Source organism: Novipirellula methanifontis (assembly GCF_052161655.1).
GTDB lineage: Bacteria > Planctomycetota > Planctomycetia > Pirellulales > Pirellulaceae > Novipirellula.
On sequence record NZ_CP197418.1, the window covers coordinates 7,326,546 to 7,348,671 of the forward strand.

The 22,126-nt window shown below is 54.3% G+C and carries 13 protein-coding genes; 9 read left to right on the top strand and 4 right to left on the bottom strand.

What is annotated here, in order from left to right:
• Positions 1-291: 291 nt before the first annotated feature.
• Entirely contained in the window at positions 292-1,404 is a 1,113-nt protein-coding gene (locus tag SH528x_RS26485; RefSeq protein WP_442506452.1) for a formylglycine-generating enzyme family protein, read from the bottom strand.
• A gap of 86 nt (positions 1,405-1,490) precedes the next feature.
• Complete coding sequence (locus SH528x_RS26490; protein ID WP_442506453.1) at positions 1,491-4,472, bottom strand: PVC-type heme-binding CxxCH protein; 2,982 nt, start codon at positions 4,470-4,472, stop codon at positions 1,491-1,493.
• Between the two features lie 206 nt (positions 4,473-4,678).
• Here SH528x_RS26490 and SH528x_RS26495 point away from each other — a divergent pair, with 206 nt between their 5' ends.
• The 3 genes from SH528x_RS26495 to SH528x_RS26505 all read left to right on the top strand — a co-directional run bounded on the left by SH528x_RS26495 (position 4,679) and on the right by SH528x_RS26505 (position 10,134).
• On the top strand, positions 4,679-6,154 hold the full coding sequence (locus SH528x_RS26495; RefSeq protein WP_442505179.1) for a transposase: 1,476 nt from the start codon (positions 4,679-4,681) through the stop codon (positions 6,152-6,154).
• Positions 6,155-6,581: 427 nt separating this feature from the next.
• The gene (locus SH528x_RS26500) at positions 6,582-8,720 is read left to right on the top strand and encodes an acetylxylan esterase (RefSeq protein WP_442506454.1); all 2,139 of its coding nucleotides are present in this window, start codon (positions 6,582-6,584) and stop codon (positions 8,718-8,720) included.
• 124 nt (positions 8,721-8,844) lie between these two features.
• Positions 8,845-10,134 (top strand): 3-keto-disaccharide hydrolase, encoded by a 1,290-nt coding sequence (locus tag SH528x_RS26505; RefSeq protein ID WP_442506455.1) that lies wholly within the window; start codon positions 8,845-8,847, stop codon positions 10,132-10,134.
• A 348-nt stretch (positions 10,135-10,482) separates the two neighbouring features.
• Here the strand turns inward: SH528x_RS26505 and SH528x_RS26510 are convergent, their stop codons facing one another.
• The gene (locus SH528x_RS26510; RefSeq protein WP_442506456.1) at positions 10,483-13,578 is read right to left on the bottom strand and encodes an FG-GAP-like repeat-containing protein; all 3,096 of its coding nucleotides are present in this window, start codon (positions 13,576-13,578) and stop codon (positions 10,483-10,485) included.
• A 276-nt stretch (positions 13,579-13,854) separates the two neighbouring features.
• On the opposite strand from SH528x_RS26510, the gene SH528x_RS26515 reads away from it, so the two are divergent.
• The 6 genes from SH528x_RS26515 to SH528x_RS26540 all read left to right on the top strand — a co-directional run bounded on the left by SH528x_RS26515 (position 13,855) and on the right by SH528x_RS26540 (position 21,889).
• On the top strand, positions 13,855-14,016 hold the full coding sequence (locus tag SH528x_RS26515) for a hypothetical protein (protein WP_442506457.1): 162 nt from the start codon (positions 13,855-13,857) through the stop codon (positions 14,014-14,016).
• Positions 14,017-14,477: 461 nt separating this feature from the next.
• A complete protein-coding gene (locus SH528x_RS26520) occupies positions 14,478-17,534 on the top strand; it encodes an FG-GAP-like repeat-containing protein (protein ID WP_442506458.1) in 3,057 nt (1,018 codons plus the stop codon).
• 197 nt (positions 17,535-17,731) lie between these two features.
• On the top strand, positions 17,732-19,780 hold the full coding sequence (locus tag SH528x_RS26525) for a multiheme c-type cytochrome (RefSeq protein ID WP_442506459.1): 2,049 nt from the start codon (positions 17,732-17,734) through the stop codon (positions 19,778-19,780).
• A gap of 182 nt (positions 19,781-19,962) precedes the next feature.
• A complete protein-coding gene (locus SH528x_RS26530) occupies positions 19,963-20,151 on the top strand; it encodes a hypothetical protein (RefSeq protein WP_442506460.1) in 189 nt (62 codons plus the stop codon).
• Between the two features lie 297 nt (positions 20,152-20,448).
• Positions 20,449-21,627, top strand: coding sequence for a DUF1559 family PulG-like putative transporter (locus SH528x_RS26535; RefSeq protein WP_442506461.1), 1,179 nt, complete (start codon positions 20,449-20,451; stop codon positions 21,625-21,627).
• Positions 21,628-21,808: 181 nt separating this feature from the next.
• Entirely contained in the window at positions 21,809-21,889 is an 81-nt protein-coding gene (locus tag SH528x_RS26540) for a hypothetical protein (RefSeq protein WP_442512182.1), read from the top strand.
• Positions 21,890-21,914: 25 nt separating this feature from the next.
• Here SH528x_RS26540 and SH528x_RS26545 read toward each other — a convergent pair whose 3' ends face one another.
• On the bottom strand, positions 21,915-22,043 hold the full coding sequence (locus SH528x_RS26545) for a hypothetical protein (RefSeq protein ID WP_442506462.1): 129 nt from the start codon (positions 22,041-22,043) through the stop codon (positions 21,915-21,917).
• Between the last annotated feature and the right edge of the window lie 83 nt (positions 22,044-22,126).

A 22,126-nucleotide genomic window follows, 5' to 3' on the forward strand; every position in this document is an offset into this window, starting at 1 on the left:
CGTGGCCGATGGGTCGTGATCACGATGTCATCAAGATAAGCTGTTTGCGAGCTTCGGTGCACCGCCGCAATCCGCCATTGAACACGCGAGCGAGTTGCAGACAGCAACGAGAAGTTTCTGACAGACGAATGGGGGACAGACGAATCAATTCAAAGGGACGATTCGGCTGCCCTTCATTCGGCTGTCAAGTTCGCTTTGGATCCGTTCATTTCGTGAGAAACTGACACTCTTTCGTTCGCTTCAGCGATGCAGGATTCCAGGCTGTGATCGATCAAATATCCGCGTCTGCAATCAGTCTGGATCATAAATCCAAATCGGAAGCTGTTTGTTGGACTGCATCAATTGATGAGTCTCGGGCGTGACGATTCCTTCTGCGCCGCGGCCATGTTTGAGTTTCGTATCGATGAGTTGGCGATACGACCGAGTTTCCGTGTCCCAGTATTTCGCCATGGCGGTTTTATCAAGTTCGCCGAGTTCTCTAACAACCCGAAATCCTATCTTCACTCGATCCGATTCACTGCCGAGCCACGTCGTACTGCGGGGGAAATCGGCGTCGGAATCCCATTCTTCCGACGTCACAACGAATCGCCGTTGAAGGGAACAATCCTCCAGTGTCGATGCAAAGTTGCCTCCCTTGCTGATCCACACCGGCAAGCATTGCACCAATTCACCACGAGCAATCGTCTGATTTGTGTCAGCAGAGCTGTCTGGAAAACGTGTAATCACCCATTCGCTAACATTGCCGTACATATCGTGAATCCCCAAGGCGTTGGGCAGCCGTGTCCCGACGGGAGCTATAGAGTCAGTTTCCAGCCCAAAGACAGCAACCTTTCGCAGTTGCTCCTCTGTCGAAAAGTAGCCACCACCCCCGGAGCTACACGCACGCTCCCATTCCGCTTCCGTCGGCAATCGATATGGCCGTTTGGAGATTAAGCTGAGCCATTTTGTGTATTGTTGAGCAGCGAATAGAGTCATCGAATATGCGGGATAGTCCAACGATTCGACCCCCGCGAATCGACCGCGGGGGTCGTAGACTGGCGTTGGCGCCGAGACAGCATCCACGCGATTTTCTTCGAAACTCTGTTCACGCTGGTTTGATTCGCGTTCCTTCAGCGCCCCATAGAGGCTTGCATACTCTCGATACTCACCAAGTGTGACTTCATGCATTCCGATCCAAAACGGCGAAATCTGTCCGGATGGTGATCCTGGAACCGGAACCATTTCAAACGTGACGTTGGTCCCTGGTATCGACGCTGTGTAGGGAACCATGTAACCGGAGTCTGTTTTGACAAAGTTACCTGTCTCGGGCTTCTCGGCCACGACCGACGACGTGCCCGCTTCTCCCGCAAGGAGTGGTGCCGCAAAGCAAACCAGCAAAATCAAAATATTTGATTTGAGCATCATTTTTTGATTCCTCGGTAACTTTAATCCGAAACCTTCCGACTGACTGATGTCGCCGGAGAAGTGATTGAAAACGTGATCGCGGGAGCTCACTGTTGAAAACTCAAGAACGCGATCAAGTCGCGAAATTCTTGAAGCGTCATCGCTGTCGCCAATCCGTCCGGCATGATCGAGTTCTTTGACGGAAAAATCTCTTCGATGTCTTCCAGTTTGAACGACTGGACCTTGCCGTTCGAATCAATCACGCTACGGACTTTGCCATTGTGCTTGTGATAGATTCCCGAAGCGATTCTGCCATCAACGGTCAAGATCGACACGGGCAGATAACCGGGGTCGATCTCTTTGCTGGGCTGCAAGATCGTTTCGATAAGACGCTCACGCGTTAATGACAACCGACCGTTCATTCGCACAAAGCTGGGGCCGACCGCTGTTCCGCGTCCGTCGATCCGATGGCATCGCGAACAGCCTGGACCTCGCGGATGAAAGAACACTCGCTGGCCCGCTGCCGCATCGGCAGGGCCATCGAGCAACCTAATCCACTCCGAAAGGTTTTCGGCATCGGGACGCGAGTGAGTCTTTACCGGATCAAGTATCCGCTGCACCAACTCGATCGTCATGGCATCGTCGGCCAGTGACAGCAATTTTGAGCGTTGTTGGTCATTGAGCTGAGCGCCGCGAAGTGTTCGCAATGCTTCGTGGCGGATCGCTGGTTCAACATCGGACACCAGCTTCATCAAAATGTCAAACTCATCCGATGCGGTTGGGTTCAGGCCCATGATCGCTTCTGCCCGAAGGTCCACCGGTTGGTCATTATCCGATGCGATTTCGACCAGTAGTGCTCTTGCTTCAGCGGACTCGTTCGACGCAAGAACGCGAGTTGCCTCCAACCGCAGCGGTTGATCCTGCGACTGGATCAAACTTCGAAGTTTCTCAAACGTCAAAGCCGCGTGATCCTGCGGTAGATAGAGCAAGACTTGACGCAAAACCGCTGGTGAAGTTCGCGAGTCATCGAGCAGCTGAGAAACATATCGCTGCGGAGCCTTCTTGGCCCACCAATCACCAACCGATGATTTCGTCCAGCGCTCCATGACACCGTCCAATTGTGCCAACGCCGCAAGCCAGGCTTCAAACAACTGCGGCGTTGTCGCTCGTTCGGCCAAGGCGTTGGCCAGCGGCTGACGAAATCGCTTCAGTTCTTCTCGGCCAATCCACTCGACGATCGCAAATCGGACTTGCGGATCGGGATCATGGATGCCACTGGTTAGAATCTCATCGACATCCGAATTTGCAAGTTTCGTCCAGGGTCCGTTTTCGTTCGGCCCACCACGAAGCAATAGAACCGCAGCCAGCCGCACGGGTGCCTTGTCGTGTGACGTCAGTTGCAACAAACGCTTTGTGTCGACTGATTGACCGAGTGCAAGCGTGGCCGCTTGCCGCAAGAAAGCATCGTCGCTGCCAAGCGTCTTCAGGATGAGGGTTTCCGCACCGGCGTCAGCGATGCGACGCAGCGCGGCAGCCTGCACAGCGGGCGCAGTATCGTTGCTAACGATGTTAGTTAAGTCGATCCATTGGTTGGGCAAAGTCCGAGCAGCCTGTTCCCGAACGGCCTCGTTGGGATCAGCGAGCGCACGATCGGCTAAGGCTTGTGTTATCGCTCCAGCGCTCGTCAGTGCTGTCAATGCGATCGAACGCACTCGCGCGTTGGCGTCATCCTGCATCGCGGCGGCAAGTTGCGACTTCCCAGTATCGCCAGCGGCCAGCAACTTGCGAGCGGCGTCTTCTCGCGTGGGCAGATCAGCAGAACGCAAGCGATCCATTTGAATCTTCGCGCTGCGATTAGTCGCGTTACCGCTTTGAGTGTCCTTCATCGTGATGTGCCACACGCGACCCTTTCCGTGCAGCGGGTACGAGCGATCCGCCCAGTCGCCCACGTAAAGGGAACCATCGGGCGCGACCGCGATCCCGGCCGGCCGAAAATGCTCTCCTCCGGCGACCATCGGTTCCGTCTTCACCGTGAACCCGGCACCATCACGCTTGAGTTGATATCGGTCGATACGATGCTCACCCCAAGTTGCGACCAAAATACTCCCGCGATACTCAGCAGGTAACAAGTTGGATTCGTAAGCCAGTATGCCGGTTGGCGATTCGCCGGTCGACGATGTCATTGGCAGGGTGCCGGGGACTTCCGCATTGATCGCAATAAAGGGTTCCAGTGTTCGTCGTCGGTAACCGTAGTCGCCGCCTTCTACGATTGACAAAAATCGGCACGGCGGACGATTGCCGGGATCGTTGTCGCCCAAAAACATGCGGCCGAAAGCGTCGAAGCAAAGATGAAATGGATTCCAGAACCCGGTCGCCATACGCTGGAGTTCGCGACCGTCTTCACGCATCCGATATACACCACCCGATCCACGCCGCGACACTAGGCGAACGCCATCGTTCCCGATCAGTTCCGCATCCTCAGCGAAGTTTTGGCCCAGCGTAAAATAAACGTGTCCCGGTCCGGCTGTCAGCGTGGCGTCTTGACCCATGTTTTCACCAAAACCAAAATATACGTTGCCTGAGAAATCGAATGCAAAACCGGACAGACCGTTGTGCGGATAGTCCGACGTCGTCTCCAATTGGACCAGCATCTGGTGTTGATCTGACTTGCCATCATCGTCGCGGTCACGAATCCTAAACACACTGTCTCGCGTTGCCACGTACACCCATCCGTTGGGATGTGCCGCCACATTCATCGTGGACTTGGTCCCAGAGAAAAACGTTTCGACACGATCGGCCTTGCCATCGCCGGTCGTGTCTTCCAGTAGTCGAATCCGATCCGTTTCCGGGCCGTCGTAGTCATCTGGGCGAAAGTGCGTGTGACTTTCGACAACCAAAACACGTCCCTTCGCGTCGACCGTTAATCCAGTGACCGTGACCACGTCCGGCTCCGAAGCGAAAAGTTCCACCTTCAAACGATCGTCCAACGGTTTCGGCGTATCAATCTCCGCTGCGTACAACGAACTGAAATGAAGCACAAAGGAAGTGGCAATGAGTTGGATGGTTATGCTTGCTTGTCGGATAGTCATCGTTGTTTCGTCTTTGAATTGGCGTCTTGTTTTCAGGTTGCTAAGCAGGTATGCAGGAGTCTTTCGGCATATCAGCCGTTTTGGCCAACGCTGTGAAGCATTTTGAGCACGTAAAAAGCGGGGTTTTCACCAAGCTCCGAATATGAAAAAAGCCAGATTCCCCCCAAACACTAACTGAAACACTTCAGTCAGAAAGGAATCTGGCCATGAGTCGCAAGAAGCAGACAAAACGTAGTAAGCAAAACCAACGTCGCAAACCTAACCGCCAATCTCGTCGCAAGAACAAGACGATCTTCAACGAGGTGTGTCGTTGGATTGTTCCCAAAGGTGAATTGTTTACCAAAGATACATTTCATGGCAATATCAAATGGATGCCCGAAGAATTGGCGATCCAGGCACTCATCTGGTCTTGGCAAAATGAGATAAACGTCACCGATGCCTTCGATCAGACGATGGAAATCTGTGAAGAGCTGGGGCTTCACTGCACCGCCAAAACCTACACGGCCTTCATGAACGCATTGGATCGCTACGAATCGCTGTTCACGACGCGGCTTCGCCAGAGACATCAGTCATTGGCCCAGGAAGTGGGCGGACGTTTTTGGAGGTCCGCTGACTGGGTACTGATCGGCTTCGATGGGTCACGCGTGACGGTCCCGCGAACGGCCGCCAATGAGAAAGCTTTTTGTGCACCCAACTATGGCCGCGGCGTGCGTGCCAAATACGGAAAGAAGAAGTCCAAGGGGATGCGACGGAAGCGGAACCAGAAGAACAAACCTCAGCCACAAGAACCTCAAATCTGGGTCACGATGATGTGGCACATGAGCCTTCGTCTACCGTGGACTTGGCGTTTGGGGCCATCGAACTCAAGCGAACGAGGCCACGTCGTGGAGATGCTTAAGGAAGAGACTTTCCCGGAAAAGACACTGTTTTGTGGTGACGCGGGCTTCGTAGGTTATCCTCTGTGGAGTGCGATCCTGGCTGCCGGTGGTGACTTCCTTGTTCGTGTCGGAGCGAACGTGAAGTTGCTCAGCGAGCAGGCTGATATCAAGCAACTCGGTGGAGGTCGAGTCTTGTGTTGGCCCAAGGGGAGGATGGAATCTGGCGCCCCGCCGCTGAAGCTGCGTCTGGTGAAAGTGAAAGTTGGCAAGACGAAGATGTGGATGCTTACGAGCGTATTGAGCGCTCGTAAGCTGAGGCACAAGCAGCTCATTGGTTACTACAAAATGCGTTGGGGAATCGAAGTCGAATTCCGCGGCTTAAAACAAACCATTGACAAGCACAAACTACGTTGCCGCAACAGCGATCGGGCATTGGCGGAACTGGACTGGTCGATTCGCGCGATGGCGATTGCCGAACTGCTGGCGCTGCGAGAACAGATTCCCGAACAGCAAGACGTTCCCGAGCAAGTCGACTATGATCCGAAAAAACGAAGTTTGGCCAACACGATGCGTTGCTTGCGACGCTGCATGCGTCGCCTCGACAAATATTGCAGTGCGAGTGACAACATGCTGCACAGCCTGTCGCAAGCCCTCGTCCAGACCTATCAAGCGGGCACGGACAAGAAGGCGCGTTACCGTCCAAAGAACCCACACAAGAAACCGTTGGGCGATCCTGAAATAAGAAAACTGAACATGGAAGAACGTAAAAAACTCGCCGAATTCCATCAAAACCAAGCAGCCTAAAATGCTTCACAGCGTTGCGTTTGGGCGCTAGCCCCGGTTCAGCGCCAGAACCGTGGCTAGCGCCAAAACAGCCAATTTACTGAAAGACTCCTGCCTAACTGCTTAGCGACTGATTTACTGAAACGCCGTGAATCGTATGCCTAAGGGGCGACCGTAAAATAGGTGTCGGTATTACCGTAGTGGACGTGGCTACACGTCCTGAGAGCAGGATCTTTAGCAAGATCCATTACGACATTAATTTATCGTTCAGCCCTAAGGTCGACTTTCGTACTTTTCAGGTGACGAAGTCGCATATTGTAGAACCGTTGTCCCCAACTGTTCAGCCAGCACGACTGGCACAGAGTTTCAGATAATCGTTCACCACTATGAATCGCAAGCGATTCACTCGACGTAACGTGCGAAATTCGATCCAAAGGAAAATCAAACCATGAAACACTTCATCGCTTTCGTCGTTCTGCTGTGCGTCACTATGACGGCTTGGGCCGAAGACGTCCGCCATCAGCCGCTCAAGGATCTGAACGGCTACTTCCCCTTCAATCCGCCGGCTTCGCTCGAGCAGTGGGAGGCACGTAGGGAATACGTACGGCGACAAATTCTCGTCGCAACCGGTCTCTGGCCGATGCCGACCAAAACACCTCTCAATTCTGTCATTCACGGCAAGATCCAACGTGACGGGTACACGGTCGAGAAGGTCTATTTCGAGAGTGCCCCCGGTTTTTTCGTGACGGGTAATCTGTACCGCCCGACAAACATCCAGGGCAAAGTGCCGGGAGTCATGCTGGCGCACGGCCACCACAAGGATGCGCGATTGGACATCACGCCCGACAGCAAGTTGCGTAGTCTAATCGCCGACGGCGCCGAGCGATTTGAGCGGGCCGGGCGCAGCACTTACCAATCGCAATGTCGTCAACTGGCCCAAATGGGCTGCGTGGTTTGGCAGTGGGACATGCTCGGCGATTCGGATTCGATCCAGCTTTCGCGCGAGCTTGTCCATGGATTTGCGAAACAACGCCCGGAGATGAACAAGACAAAGCACTGGGGCTTATTCAGTCCGCAAGCCGAGACGCATTGTCAGAACGTCATGGGACTGCAAACACTTAACGCCGTACGTGGGCTGGACTTCCTGCTCAGCCTGCCAGAGGTCGATTCACAACGTGTCGCCGTCACCGGCGCGAGCGGCGGCGGTACGCAGACGATGATTTTGGCAGCGATCGATGACCGCATCAAACTCTCGTTTCCGGTCGTCATGGTCAGCACCGCGATGCAGGGTGGCTGCACCTGCGAAAACGCGAGTCTGTTACGTGTGAATACCGGCAATGTCGAGTTCGCCGCCTTGGCTGCGCCCAGGCCGCAAGGAATGAACACCGCGGACGACTGGACGAAAGAGCTGGCCACTAAGGGATTTCCGCAGTTGCAGCAGCTCTACGCGGCGTACGGCAAACCGAATGACGTCTTTCTAAAACGGGGGGAGCACTTTCCGCACAACTACAACGCGGTCACTCGATCCGCCTTTTACACGTTCCTGAACAAGCATTTTAAACTTGGTTCCCAGGCACCCGTGATCGAGCACGATTTCGAACCGCTGCCGCCCGAGCAACTCACCGTCTGGAACGACCAGCATCCCGCACCAAAGGCCGCCGATCCGGAGTTCGAACGCAACTTGCTGGCCTGGTTTACCGAAGACGCCGAGCAGCAACTCAGTGCAGCGGCGGCGACAGCGGAAGGGCTGCGAGAAGTCATCCGCCCTGCCGCTGAGGTGATCATCGGCCGCACCTACGCCAATGCTGGCGACGTGCAGTGGGCACCGCAACACAAGCAGGATCGTGGCGACTACGTGCAACAAACCGGCACGCTATTCAACAAAACTCACGGAGAAGAAGTAAACGTCGTTTGGCTGTGTCCGAAGCAACCGAGTGGCCGCGTTGTCCTCTGGCTCGATGATTCCGGCAAGGCTGCGGTTTGCAGCGACGAAGGCAGCGTGAACCCCGAAGTTCAAAAGCTGGTTCAAGCGGGCGTTGCCGTAGTGGGCGCCGATCTGTTTCTTCAGAGCGGCGAAGCGGTCAAGCAGACTCGAGTCGTTGAAAATCCGCGTGAATTCGCTGGCTATACGTTCGGCTACAATCCCGCGTTGTTTGCCCAACGCACGCACGATGTGTTGAGCATCGTCAGCTTCCTGCGTCACGCGGACTCCGGCCCCTGCCCGAACTCCGTTCTAAAAAGCGTTTCCATTGCCGGCTGGCACGGCGCCGGTCCCATCGTTGCGGCTGCATGCGGGCTCGCGGGCGATGCCATCGACCGCACCGCAATCGACACGGCAGGTTTTCGTTTTGGCCAGGTGCTCGACTATCGTGATCCGATGTTTCTGCCGGGTGGAGCAAAGTATCTCGACCTGCCCGGTCTGATCGCACTTCATGCTCCACGCCCACTGTGGCTCGCTGGCGAAGGTTCACAGCCTGCGACGATTACCGCTGTGTACCAGACCGCTTCAGAGACTAATGCACTGGTGACGTTCACCGGCGAAGCAGCGCAGCAGCAAGCCGCAGCTTCCGAGTGGCTGCTTCAATAATAGCATCCTACTCGTTTAACCGTCGTGCCCATCGGGCCGCGCGTCCTTACATCGCGCGGCCCGATGGGCACGCGGTTAAACAAAAACAAACAATGTAAAAGTACCACTTCTAGGAGAGACAACGATGAGAAAACTTTTTGTAGCGACTATGTTGATCGGGCTCTTGACGCCCTGCTGTCTGACGGCGTCGGCGGCGGACGTCGAGGATGGATACACCTCCCTGTTCAACGGCACCGACATGGCCGGCTGGGTCAAACGCGGCGGGTCCGCGGAGTACGAAGTCGAGAACGGCTCAATCGTCGGGAAGTGCGTTCCGAATACGCCGGGCAATACGTTTCTGTGTACCGAAAAGAAATTTGGCAACTTCGTCTTGAAGCTGCAATACAAATTTATTGAATCTGGGAACTCAGGCGTCCAGTTCCGTTCCGACGCACGTCCCGAGGGTGATAACGAGCGGGTCTACGGCTATCAGTACGAAATTCGGCCCGGCGGCGACGCGACCGGTCGCATCTACGATGAAGGGCGTCGCGGCCACAAGTTTGGCATCATATGGCTCGATGCCCACACTCCGCAGGATCGTCTCGATGCCGCTCAGGCAAGCTGTAAAGAAGGTGAGTGGAACGACCTGGAAATTCAGTGCGTCGGACCGTCCATCAAGACATGGCTGAACGGCAATCTGGTTGTCGACATGTTCGACAGCTTTTCGATGAAAGGCTTTATCGGATTGCAGATTCACGCTGGGAAATCGGGCTCCGTCGCTTGGAGGAATATCCGCGTCAAGGATCTGGGCGAGAGCAAGTGGGACTCATTCTTCGTCAAAGGCGACGCCGGCAACTACCAACTCGCGGATGCCAAGTTTGTTCTCCCGGAAGAATGGTCGTTCACCGAAGAAGGCGTCCTGCACGGCGTCCACTCCAAGAACCAAGGCAAGGACGGTCTGGTCATCTCCAACAAGAACTACGACAACTTCATCGCTCGCGTGACGTATCGGATGCACGGCGGCAACAGCGCCCTGTATTTTCGCGCCGAGGAAACGAGCGCTCCCTGGGTACTGCGTGGGTTCCAAAATGAAATCGCCAACAACGGCAAGGACTCTGCGCTCTGGCACACCGCCGGCATTGTGGACGGCAAGACGATTCCCGGCCGCGGCTGGGTCGTCACGAACGACGAGTTTGTCGAAAAGGTCCGCAACAAGGATGACCAGTGGAACACGACCTGCACCGCCGCGTACGGCGACCGCCTGGTCCAGACGCTAAACGGATTCTGCACGTCGGATATCGTCGACGAAGCGAGCGAGAAGACGGGCAAACTCGGTCTACAAATGCACGGTGGCACCGACTGCGAAATGTTCTTCAAGGACTTCGAAGTCATGTCCATCACCGACGACATGAAGAAGCTCATCGAGCGGAAGTGATTCGCGGCAGGTTGAATCGTGAATCACTTTGAGAAGTTCAGCGAGTGGGTCGTGTAGGCCGTCTAAGCAGTTAGGCAGGAGTCAATCAGTAAATTGGCAGTTTTGGCGCCAGCGGGCTGTTGATTTAGTGAGCCGTGACGCGTGAGCGGCCGGGTCCCGCACATTACCCGGTGCCTTACGGCCCACGGCTCACAACTGCGAGTTGCATTTCGAATAAGTCAACAGCCCGTTAGCCAGGGTTCCGGCGCTGAACCGGGGCTAACGCCCAAACGGCTAACGAGATTTCACCCAATGATGCCTGCCTAACTGCTTAGTGCAAACAACGGCACCTGCCCCTGTTTCCGAACCTCAAGGATGTTCCCACATCGTCAGCGATTCCGCCGCCCCTTCGACGAGCAAGTAGTCGCGACCACTTGGAAGGACACCGAAGGATTCAACGTGTCCCGATGGCCAGGAAACGGTCACTTCCTCAACCGTTCCAGTTTGACCACATCCGATGTGAATCCGACGTTCGTTAGAGGCCATGTAACCATCACCCGTCGTTAGTTGCACGGCATACTTGCGAGTCCCGATCGTGGCCGTGACGCGTGCGCCGATTGCGTCGCGTGGTGATTGCGTCGCCTTGAGTTCCAATCTAATCGATCGCCCCGCATCGGAGGTTTGATTGACCAGCAGCGCCGCTGGATCGTCCAGATGGCTGATGGCGACATCGCATCGACCATCGCGATCGACATCCAAAGTCACCAGCGCCCGTCCCAGATGATCATGGGTGAAGTATTCGCCCAACGCGGTTCGATCCCATTCTTCCCACCGTCCGCTCGCGGCGCGTGAAAACAGCTGTGGCGGCATACGGTAGGCCACGTCGTCGCGATCGACTCGATCAACATGCCCGTTGGCAATGACGAGCTCCAGGCCGCCGCTATTATCGAAATCCGCCCACTGGGCACCAAAACCAAGTAACTTCAACGACGGCTCACTGAACCCCATCTGATAGCTCCGATCACTCCAGAAACCAGGGGCGACTTGCTCGTAGTAGGTGTTGTAATCGTCCGAGAAGTGAGTCATGAACAGATCGAGATCTCCGTCTCCATCCGCGTCCGCTGCCGCGATCCCCATGGAGGCTTGGGAGTGCGATTTGCCACTCGTCCCCAGTCCCCGTACGACACCGAGATCGGTCAGCTGAAATCCTTTCCGACCGGGTTGCGATGATTTAGGCTGCGATAATTTGGGTTGCGATGACCAGAGATGATTGACGGTCATGTCGTTAGCGACCAGCACGTCGAGACCAGGCCGCTCATCGAGTTCGCCGGCGACGAGCCCAAGTCCCCGACCGGGTGACGTTTGTGTCATCCAATCCTCGGTCGCTTCCGTAAACGTGCCATCGCCACGGCCGCGCCAAACACGGTCCGGCTCCGCATTAAAAATCAATGGCGAGCAAGTTCCCAAACCAAACTTGTTGCGGCACTCGTGTTCAAAGGGAGCACGACCCGCACAGTAGTTGGCTTCATAGAGATCCAAAATCGAGTCGCCGTCGAGATCAACCATCGCGACAGAGGTGGTCCACAGTTCTCCAGCAAGTCCGACCGATTCCGAGACATCCGTGAAGGTACCATCCCCATTGTTTCGGTAGAGTCGATTGCGACCGATGTTGGCATCCAGCAGATCGGGAAAGCCGTCGTCATTGTAGTCAGCCACAGCGAGGCCCTGGCCGAATCCGGTGTCCCAATAACCTGCCGCCGCAGAGACATCGACGAAGGTTCCGTTCAGGTTGCGGCTGAGCCGATTGGGCGAAGAGTCGTTTTGCAGAGCCTTGCCATCCAGAGTTGCGGCGGCGAGATCGGGCCAACCGTCACAATCAAAGTCGATCACGGCGACTCCACCTCCCACACTCTGCTCGATGGAGTGACCACCCACCTCGGGAGCCGGAAGGGAGGTGTGGATCCAGCCTCGCTGGCGAGATTGGTCGGCAAACGCAATTCGACCTTTTGCAGCCGATGCCGGTGCGTCCACGCTTTGAGCCAAACCTGCCGCGGTCACACCTGACAAATCGCTCAAGTCGACCAGAGTTGCAGCCACCGTTTCCGGCAATTGCCACGGGGTTTCCTTCTGCAAATGACTGCGAATCGACATGTATCGCTCACGCAGATCGGGAAGCTTTTCCTGTGGAAGTGCAACGGCGACTCGCGCCCAACCTTCGGCTTCCCAAACCCGTCCCAGAGCCAACAACGCCTCGGCCATACGCATGCAGGCCGCCTGCGACTGATCTCGCCTTTCGAGATGGATCTTCAATGCGTCACGGAGTTCGGTTTGTTTGACGATCAGATCAGTTAACCGTGTGGCGTCATCGGTTCGCTCGAGTTGGTGTACCGACACGAGCAAGTACGTTAACACCTCAGGATAAATGATACCGCCACGTCGCAGCGATTCCCAAAACGCTTTCGCGGCCGCCTCATGATTCCCCCGACTTTGCTCCCATCGACCGAGCACCATCCAATACTGTGACGAATCGATGGCGGACTTGGGAGCCGATTGTTGCCACGCAGCGAGTTTTGCATCCTCGCCGAGTTCCGCTAGCGATTGACCGTACAAGGTATAGGCTGGAACGAACTGCGGAAATTGCTGCACGATGGGCTCCAGTCGCGTGGCAACTGCGGTCCAATCTTGGTGCAACGCATCGAAGCGTGCCAATCCAAATTCGGCGCGACGATCTTCGCCGGAGATGGCAAGTATTTTCTCGCAGCTGTCGACATCCGGTTCCACACGCGCCGGATCAGCCAACAACAGCAGCGACTCAGGATCGCTTTGGCCGCGTTGGACGAGCCAACGCAAGGCAGGCACAGCGGCTTCGGGCATTCCGAAAGCCGCCGCCAATCCAGCCAAGTCGTAACGTGATTGCGAATCGCTGGGAAATCGTTCGCTCACGTTTTCCAATGCTTCAATCGCTTCATAAGGACGGCCCGCCTGGATCAGACTCTTGTACCATTTATCGAGCAACTGCCGATCCGCAGTAGCCCCGTATTCGTCAATAGCCGATTGGTACAATACTGCGGCGGCCCCCGCATTGCCACGACGGCTCGCTAATTCAGCAGAGAGCTCCAAAGCTTTCGGGTGATGTGGATCTGCTAACAAACACTGCTTCAAAGCATGGTCAGCAATCTCAAATCGCCCCTGCGTCAATGCATCAATGGCTTGGTCGATAAGGTCAACCGTGGGCTCGGCACCGCTACTCGGGTCTTGTGAATCGGTGTCTGACATCGCCACATCGGGTAAGCCAGGTTGGTTGCATCCTGCCACCAACAGTGATGTCAATAAAATGGCTCCCACCAAGCGGGCCGGCAACGGAATGCGCCAATTGATGAACAACAAGTGAGGAAGCATGTGTGAATCTGCGGCGGAAATAGAATAGGTTGCTTGGGAGGCGAGGGTATTGCAAGTCGAATTCACGATTGCACCCAATCCATGAATCCTCACAGGAAGTTTGTTCGTATTTCGCACCTCTCGGCAACCCAGTTTCAGTCGAATCTTGGCCACCGGCAAGCCCCAGGCAGAATCAGTGATAAATTGTAGGATGACACTTCGAGTCGTCCAAGCGATAAAACACGATAAACGCGACTCAGAGAGTCACCCTACTTTAAAGCACTGATTTGCCCCGCCAGCAAGCCGCTTTCTATTGATACTGTTTTTTTTATCATCCTTTTTTTATCATCCGTGAAATGGCTCGTGGTTTTAATTTCTCAACCCAAATGCAGGCAGTTCGAAGCCGGGGGGCAACAAGGTAATGCAATTGAGTCGGATCCGACGATGGGCGGCTACGGCACCAAGGCGGACGCTGGGAAAAAAAGCCTGTTCGGAGTCTGGGGAGACCCTGGGACGCGAGACTAACACGAGCTAGCGCTACCCGACCATAAACGAAACTCTTCGTGAGCAGTGACGATACTTGCAATACGGGGGTAACCGCAGATAATCCCCGTTTTTTTTGTTACCATCCCTTAGTTTGGTATTTTGCGGCCTGTTGATACAATCGTTCGGCGAGATTGGCGTGTAAATAATAACCCAACGCATGAGCGAGGAGGCCTCGCCTACATGTTGGGTCACTCACTGATAAGCAGTTTGGGCTCAACCAATGCCGCGCAGAGCGGGCAAACAAGGGAATTCAAACAAGCCTAATGAATTTCTGAGTTCCAAGGGAGCGAGTCCTAATGCCGCTCGCCCCTTCCTGGGACTTGCGAATAGGTTAATTAAATACGAAACAAAATATTCAGTAACATGCAATGCTAAAATGCCGTGTCAACTCCGAGTTTTTTGACAGACCTATGAGAGCCCTGACCACTGGATATTCAAAGTTGCCTCACGATCCCCATATTGTTTTATTGTTTCGTCAGTCACTCAAACAGCGAAATCTCACATCGGAGGTGGGGCATCTACTCGCATGGGGCTACTTGCTTGTGCTTGTCATTCTGCTCACAGGCTGCCAGCAAGAAGCTTCCAATTATGCGGCGCCGATAATTGCGACGGCGGAACAATCTCCGGGATGGTTGCAAGAAGCCGAGCGTCTTATAAGTCAAGGGCGATCTCTGTCCGCATTGCAACTTATTCGCGAGATCCTGCACGACATGCCTGATAATCCGCAGGCATTGGAATTGGCCATTAAGATTCATTCGGGACGCGAGGAGTTCGCCGAAGCTGCGGACTACGGTACGCGGTTGGCGCAGGCCTCATCTCAAAATGCGCCCGCAATATTGATCCGTTGCTTTGACTGGAACCTGAGAGCGGGACGTTATGAACTCGCCGAAGCGAATCTGCTCAGGGCGATTGAAGTCGCGCCTGATGATATCGACTCGCGACGCATGCTCGTAAATTTGTATAACGCTCAAGGACGGCGGGTGGAAACACGTACGCATGTTGAGGAGTTAATCCGGGGCAAAGCTGTCAGTTGGAAGGAGACGATTAGTTTGATCGATTTACGTGGCCCCTTCACACTCGTGACATTTGATTCCGTCATTGATGATTCGCAAGCTTCCTTGTTCTGGCTTGGGAAAATGAGAATGGCGTACGAGGACTCCAGAAGCGATCGAGAAGATCTGATTGCCACGGTGAAGCGGATTGTTGACAAGTGTCCCAACAGCGCCGCTGCGCACGCGTTCTACGGACGCTTGTTGGTGGAGAATGGACGATATCAAGCTCTGAAGGGGTGGTCGGATGGGCTCCCTGACGACACGCTGACGGAACCAGAATACTGGACTACTGTCGGCGCTTGGTTGCAGCATCAAGGGCGGCACGAGGAAGCGATTCGGGCCTATGGAGAAGCACTGCATTTGGATTCAGGCAACCGCGAAGCACTGCGAGAGTTGATTCGTTCGCTCGACAGTACGGGAGCGGAAGAGCAAGCGGTTGTGCTGCGAGAACAGTTGGCGGTCTTGGATCAAATTTTTCGCTTAGCCCGCAAAGCCGATGCCGAACAGGCGATGTGGATTGCCACTGAGTTGCAAAAACTCGCACGACCGTGGGAAGCTTTGGCTTGGATGAAACGCTCGGCACAGCTCGCGGGAAGGCTAGGCCAGATCATCCCTGAATTAGATCGACGTTCCGCCATGGTGGTGAGATGGGAAGGCTCGGCGTCGACGGAGCAAATCGCCCACACGCGGTTGAAGACATTGCTGGGCTTCGACATCAATGATTGGCCGATGCCTGAACTGGATGAGCTCTTTCAAGATCAGGCGATATCCGTTGCATCGACATCTAGGGACAATTCGGCAACGGATATTCCCGTGCGGCTTGGACCTCTCGAGCATGCTCTTCGGTTCGACGACATTGCGACTGACATCGGACTGGACATCGACACCGACACTGGTTTTTTCGATGTCGAAGGCTTCTATTCATATCAAATCGATGGCAGCGGCCTCGGCGTGCTGGACTACGATCTCGATGGCTTAACCGATCTCTACATAATGCAGTCCGGTGGCTTACCAAATGATCCAAGCAGTTCCACCGCGAACCAATTGTTTCGCCAAGTACAGTCCGGTTCACTTCACGAAGTAACCGAGGAAACCGGGACTGGCGACCGGAGTTTTGGCGCGGGCGTGGCGGTCGGTGATCTCAATCAAGACGGCTTCCCCGATCTGTTGCTCGGCAATGTGGGTGCCTCGGTGCTGTTGATCAACCAAGGAGATGGTAGTTTCCGAAACGCGAGTCACTTAATCCAAGGAAACCCGACGGTTTGGACTTCGAGTTTCGCGATTGCGGACCTTAGTGGTGATCATCTGCCGGAAATAGTTCAAGTTAATTACATCGACGATAAAACGGCATTTGAAATTCGATGCTTAGGTGACTATTCAAATTGTCAACCACAGCGATTCCGTTCGGCAGCGGACCGAGTGCTCAAGGGCAACGCCGATGGAACCTTCTCGACGTGGAAAACGATCACGACGATTGCCGACGCTCCCAAGTTGGGACTCGGGGTAGTGGTCGCTAACTTTGACAAACAGTATGGAAATGATTTTATCGTGGCCAATGATGGTGATCTAAATCACTACTGGGTCAGTACCTCGAATGTGGACAACACCGAAGATCCGTTTGAAATAATTGAATCAGCGGGGTTACGAGGCTGCAGTATTGGGCAAGGCGGAGGTGCCCAAGCATGCATGGGAATCGCTGCGGGCGACTTCAATCGAGACGGAATGTTAGACATGCTAATCACCAACTTCTACCGCGAACCAGTCAATTTGTTCATTCAAAATCGGCTTGGTTTTTTTTCCGATCAAGCGACGCAATATGGGTTGAAATCGCTCTCCATGCCAGTGTTAGGGTTTGGTGCGCAAACGCGTGACTTTGACAACGATGGTTGGCTCGATCTTGCCATGCTCAACGGTCACGTTTATGACGCCACGGACCAAGGGGTCCCTTTTCGCATGCGACCGCAATTAATGAAAGGGAGTCGTAGCGGTTTCACACTGACGCCACCCGAGGCGGCAGGGGCTTACTTCCAACGCGAACAATTGGGGCGAGCGTTGGCCGTATGGGACTATAACCGCGATGGGCGAATGGATCTCGTCGCAAATCATTTGGACCAACCTGTGGCGGTCTTGCAAAACAATTCGAATTCGCAGAATTGGCTACAGCTCGAGCTGATTGGGACACGCAGCGAGCGGGACGCGATTGGTGCTGTGGTCACCGTGGTGACCGCAGATTCCCAATCATGGACGGCCTTTCGAACTGCTGGCGATGGGTACAGGGTCAGTAACGAACCGGTTCTCCATTTCGGCGTCGGCCACGCTGAGTCGCTCCAGCGCGTCGAGGTGTCGTGGCCCAGCGGACAAACCCAAACCTTCGATCATGTGCCATCGAATGCGCGTTATCTGCTGATCGAAGACACCAGTGCACTCTACCGCCGCATCCCATGAAAATCCTGAACTGTCTGGTCCTGGTGGGACCTGTTCAGCTCGACGATCCCATCTCGACTCAACTTTCAAATTGGTGGAAGCGGTTGGGCTCAGTGACACGCACCGAGGCTGCGATGAAGATGGTACAATCAGGATCGGAATAATGCTCTTTCCATGTGCTTCTACGTGATCCGAAACCGCTGCCAAATACGTGTTGAATGAACAAACAAACCTTTTTTTTAGCGACGTTCGGCGCCCTGCTGCTTTTCTTGGCAATCGGCATTCGTTTCATTTTGTCGGAGTCAACGCCAGCAACAGAGGCGATGCCTCGGTCCACGGCATCGCCCCGCGTTTCCCCACCGGTTCAAAGCGACGTGTCTGCTGCCGAATCCGATCCGACCTTTTCCTCCAGCATCCAACGCGATTTCGGTACGAGCGGAATCGATGGGCAGCAGAGCAAACCCCTCTTAACGCTTACGGCCGCGGTTTTGGGACCTCAGAGTGAAATCGGAAGCGGATTCGTCGGCTCAACGACCTGCCAAAAATGTCATGCAGAGGCGCACAAATCATGGCACTCGTCCTATCACAGGACGATGACTCAGCAAGTCAACGAGAAAACCGCACCCGATGCGATCATTAACCAAACGGTCACCATCGACGACAAAACCTATGTTTTCGAACAGAACGGCGACCATTTCCAGGTCAGCTTTCCTGATCCCTTGGTGGGGAATCAAGTTCGAAGTCGCCGACTTGTTTTGATGACCGGGTCTCATCATTTGCATGTATTCTGGTACGAGACGGATGTGCATGGCACGCCGGGCCAACTGGATATCGTGTTTTTGAAAGAAGAGCAGCGTTGGATACCACGTGAGTCCAGTTTTTTGCGGCCCAGCGTTCACTCCAACGTCCTCGAACTCGGGACTTGGAATCGCACCTGCAGTCGCTGCCATGCCACCCATCCAACCGAGGGGTTCAACGAACTCACTGAAGACTGGGATACTCGAGTCAGCGAATTCGGAATTGCCTGCGAGGCATGCCATGGCGAGGGCGCGGGGCACGCACACAAACATGCCTCGGATCCGTCCGTTATTCTCTCTCTTGCGGATCTCGACAGTGACCACGCGAGCCAACTGCCAGACAGGATCGTCAATCCAGGCAACCTTTCCAAGCAGGCTTCCGCCGACGTATGCGGACAGTGTCACAGTATTTTTATTCCTGACTACGATGTCGTCAGTCAGTCTGATTACAGTCGCAATGGCAATCCCTTTCGGCCCGGCGAATTACTCAGCGAAGTCGGGTTCTCACGCGTTGTTCGTGCCACGCCGGAATTTCGAGATACAGAAACGTTTCAGCGATGGTCGTCGATGGAAGAGCTCAGCAGCGGTTTCTGGTCCGACGGGACCCCTCGCATTGCGGGCCGCGAATACAACGGATTGATCGAATCGCCCTGTTTCCAAAAAGGCGAGATGACGTGCTTGTCATGCCACACCATGCACCCGTCCGCAGAAAGGGATGTCAACGAATGGCGTGACGATCAATTAAAACCTGGGATGCGAGGCGATTTAGCTTGCCTCCAATGCCATCAGGAACACGAAGATAACATTGCTGAACACACGCATCACGCAGTGCAATCCGAGGGCAGTCGCTGCATGAACTGCCACATGCCACACACCACCTACGGATTGCTTAAAACCATCCGCAGCCACCAAATCTCAAGCCCGTCAATTCAAGCCAGCCGAACGAGTGACCGGCCCGACGCCTGTTCGCTCTGTCACCTTGATAAAACGTTTGGCTGGGTCAGCCAGAAACTGAGCGAGTGGTACGGACAGGAATTTGATATCAAAGAGCAATTGGAAGTCTCTCAACCGGTCTCGACATCGGTCTTGCACCTACTTCGCGGGGACGCGGCGCAGCGGGTGGTGCAGGTTGCTGCACTAGGATGGCAACCTGCTCAGCAAGCATCGGGAACAGACTGGATGGAACCGTTTCTCTTGCTCGGCCTCAATGATCCTTATGATGCCGTTCGCATTGTTGCTGGACGATCGCTGCAAACGTTGCCTCAGCGTCGCACTTTGGAAAGCGACCCGCTCGCGCCCGCCCGGGAGCGAATGGAGATGTTCAATCGATCAATTGAATTAATCGACAAAAACGCGGAAATCCAGCCGCGCCCCGAGGTCCTGGTTGACGAAAACGGACACTTTGATTTCCCTCGCGTACGAGCCCTTTTAGAGCAACGCAATCACCGACCGATCTACCTGCGAGAATGATTTAACGATTACTGGCTTGACACCAGAGGTCGGCAATGCGACCATAAAAACCATTACACTATACTGTGTAGACTATTACTTTCGGAATGATTCGGTGGATTTTGATCAAGCGAAGTCTCTCACGTCATTTCAATCTATTTAAACTGTGACCATACAAGGTCAACCATCCAGAGGAAATTATTATGATTCGTTGTTCAATGCTTTTGCTTTCTCTTTTTGTGATGACAATTTCACTGACTGGGTGCGGTTCCAACGAAGGCACCAGTTACGATGTCGATTCGGCACCACCGGTAACGCAGGAGGAGATCCAAGAAAGAGAAGATTACGAGGCCCAAATGAAAGCGGAACATGAAAAGCAATATGGAAGTTAATCCTTCCTTCACAAAATCTGCCTTTCGCCGTTTCATTCCATGTTGCGGGCTGCTTGTGTTGGCTGATTCACAGGTACTTGATTGCAAGTTGTCAGCGGCAGCCATCTTTCGTTTATTCGTACTTTCTTGAGCATTTCTCGTCTAATCCTGTGAGGTGTAATCCCGTGATTTCGACCAGGAAATTTGACAACGCTACAATGGTTTGCTAACCTCCGTTACGTTCGGGCTATGCGCAATTCAACAACGCTACCCCATTCACTGCTTCGTCTTTTCTTCTAATTGTAAGGTTATGGTCAAATGAATTCTAAATTGAGGCGGGGCTTTACCCTCGTCGAACTGCTGGTAGTCATCGCGATTATCGGTGTGTTGGTAGGTTTGCTACTTCCAGCGGTCCAGGCCGCCCGGGAAGCTGCACGCCGCATGAGTTGCAGTAATAATTTTAAACAGATGGGCTTGGGGCTGCACAACTATCACTCCGCATACGACAAGCTGCCCATGCAGCGTGGTGGTTCGTATGCATTGGGTGGAGAAAGTAATCGCTTTAACCTTTCGTTTCTTGTTGGAACGCTGCCATTTATCGAGCAACAGTCGCTCTGGGAACAGATTTCAAATCCCAGCAATATCAACCGAGATGGCTCAGCACGAGATCCAGTCTGGCCTCCAATGGGGCCCGCTCCTTGGTACGCTGATTACCGTCCATGGGTGACGCAGGTCAATTCGTACCGCTGTCCGAGCGACCCGACTCAGGCTACTGCGGAACGCGTGGCATTCACGAATTACGCTGCGTGTGAAGGGGACGCATTCTTTGAGCAGCACCACAATGGCAAACGTGACGATGGTACCTCAAGTGGCGATGGTACCTGGGGCGCTGAAGCCGGCAATCGCTGGGCTCGTGGAACTTTTCATGGACGAAGCTTTACCGGCTTCCGTGATATCCTCGACGGTCTTTCCAACACGATCATGTGCGGTGAAATCGTTGTCGGAAATGGCCAAAAGGAAACCATTAGCAGTATCCATCGAGACGGTAACGTTGCCTCTGTTTCGCCAAACTCTTACGAATCCAGTGGAGTCATTGACCCTCAGCGGCCAAGATTTTGGTCGACCACGGCTAACTGGGATAGTAACCCCAATCACCAACGCGGACGTCGATGGAGTGATGGTCGGCAAACGTACACAGCCTTCGTCACCATTCGCGCACCGAACGGCTACAACGTATGCCGCGGTGAGGGAAATTTCGGGATCTACTCTGCCGCTAGCCGTCACCAGGGAGGATGCCATGTGCTGATGGGCGATGGAGCCGTGAAATTCATCACCGAATCGATTGAATCGGGCGATCAGAGCCACGTTCCATTTGGGCGAGCCAATCCAGGAAACGGTTTGGCGGCCAACGATGGAGTGGGCATGAAAAGTCCCTACGGATTGTGGGGAGCGTTGGGAACCCTCGCGAGCTCAGAGACGATCGAAGCGGAGTTCTAGTTTTGGTTACGATGCTTTGAGCTAACAAAGTTTGATGCCAAATGATGACGGACGTGACTGCCTAGGTCACGTCCGTTTTTTTGTGCCGTCGCGAAAGTCGTCGCCCAATCGATTGTTCCGAAACCTAGACGGCAAGTTTTTTGAGGTCACCCGTGTTGCGTTACACAACAACACTTAGTTTGTGAATTGGATCACGATTGGCGATTTTAACGATGATGGATTTACGGATTTGTTGGCCGCCAATTCGTTGTTTTATTCTTAGACACTCCAGGAGGCTGTTTCATTTGTCACCGCTTGGGAACCCACGGAAAGTTCTCGTTCTCAACGCGGGCTTTGTCCATCAGTCGTTCCGCTTTGGCAACCAATTCCGGGTTCTGGTTCGCCACGCCGTCGCTTTCGGCGGTATCAGATTCCAAATTGTATAATTCAATCGACGCGCCAATACGGTCGCGCACCGCCTTCCAGTTTCCAAATCGAATTGCCTGCTTGGGCGCTCTTT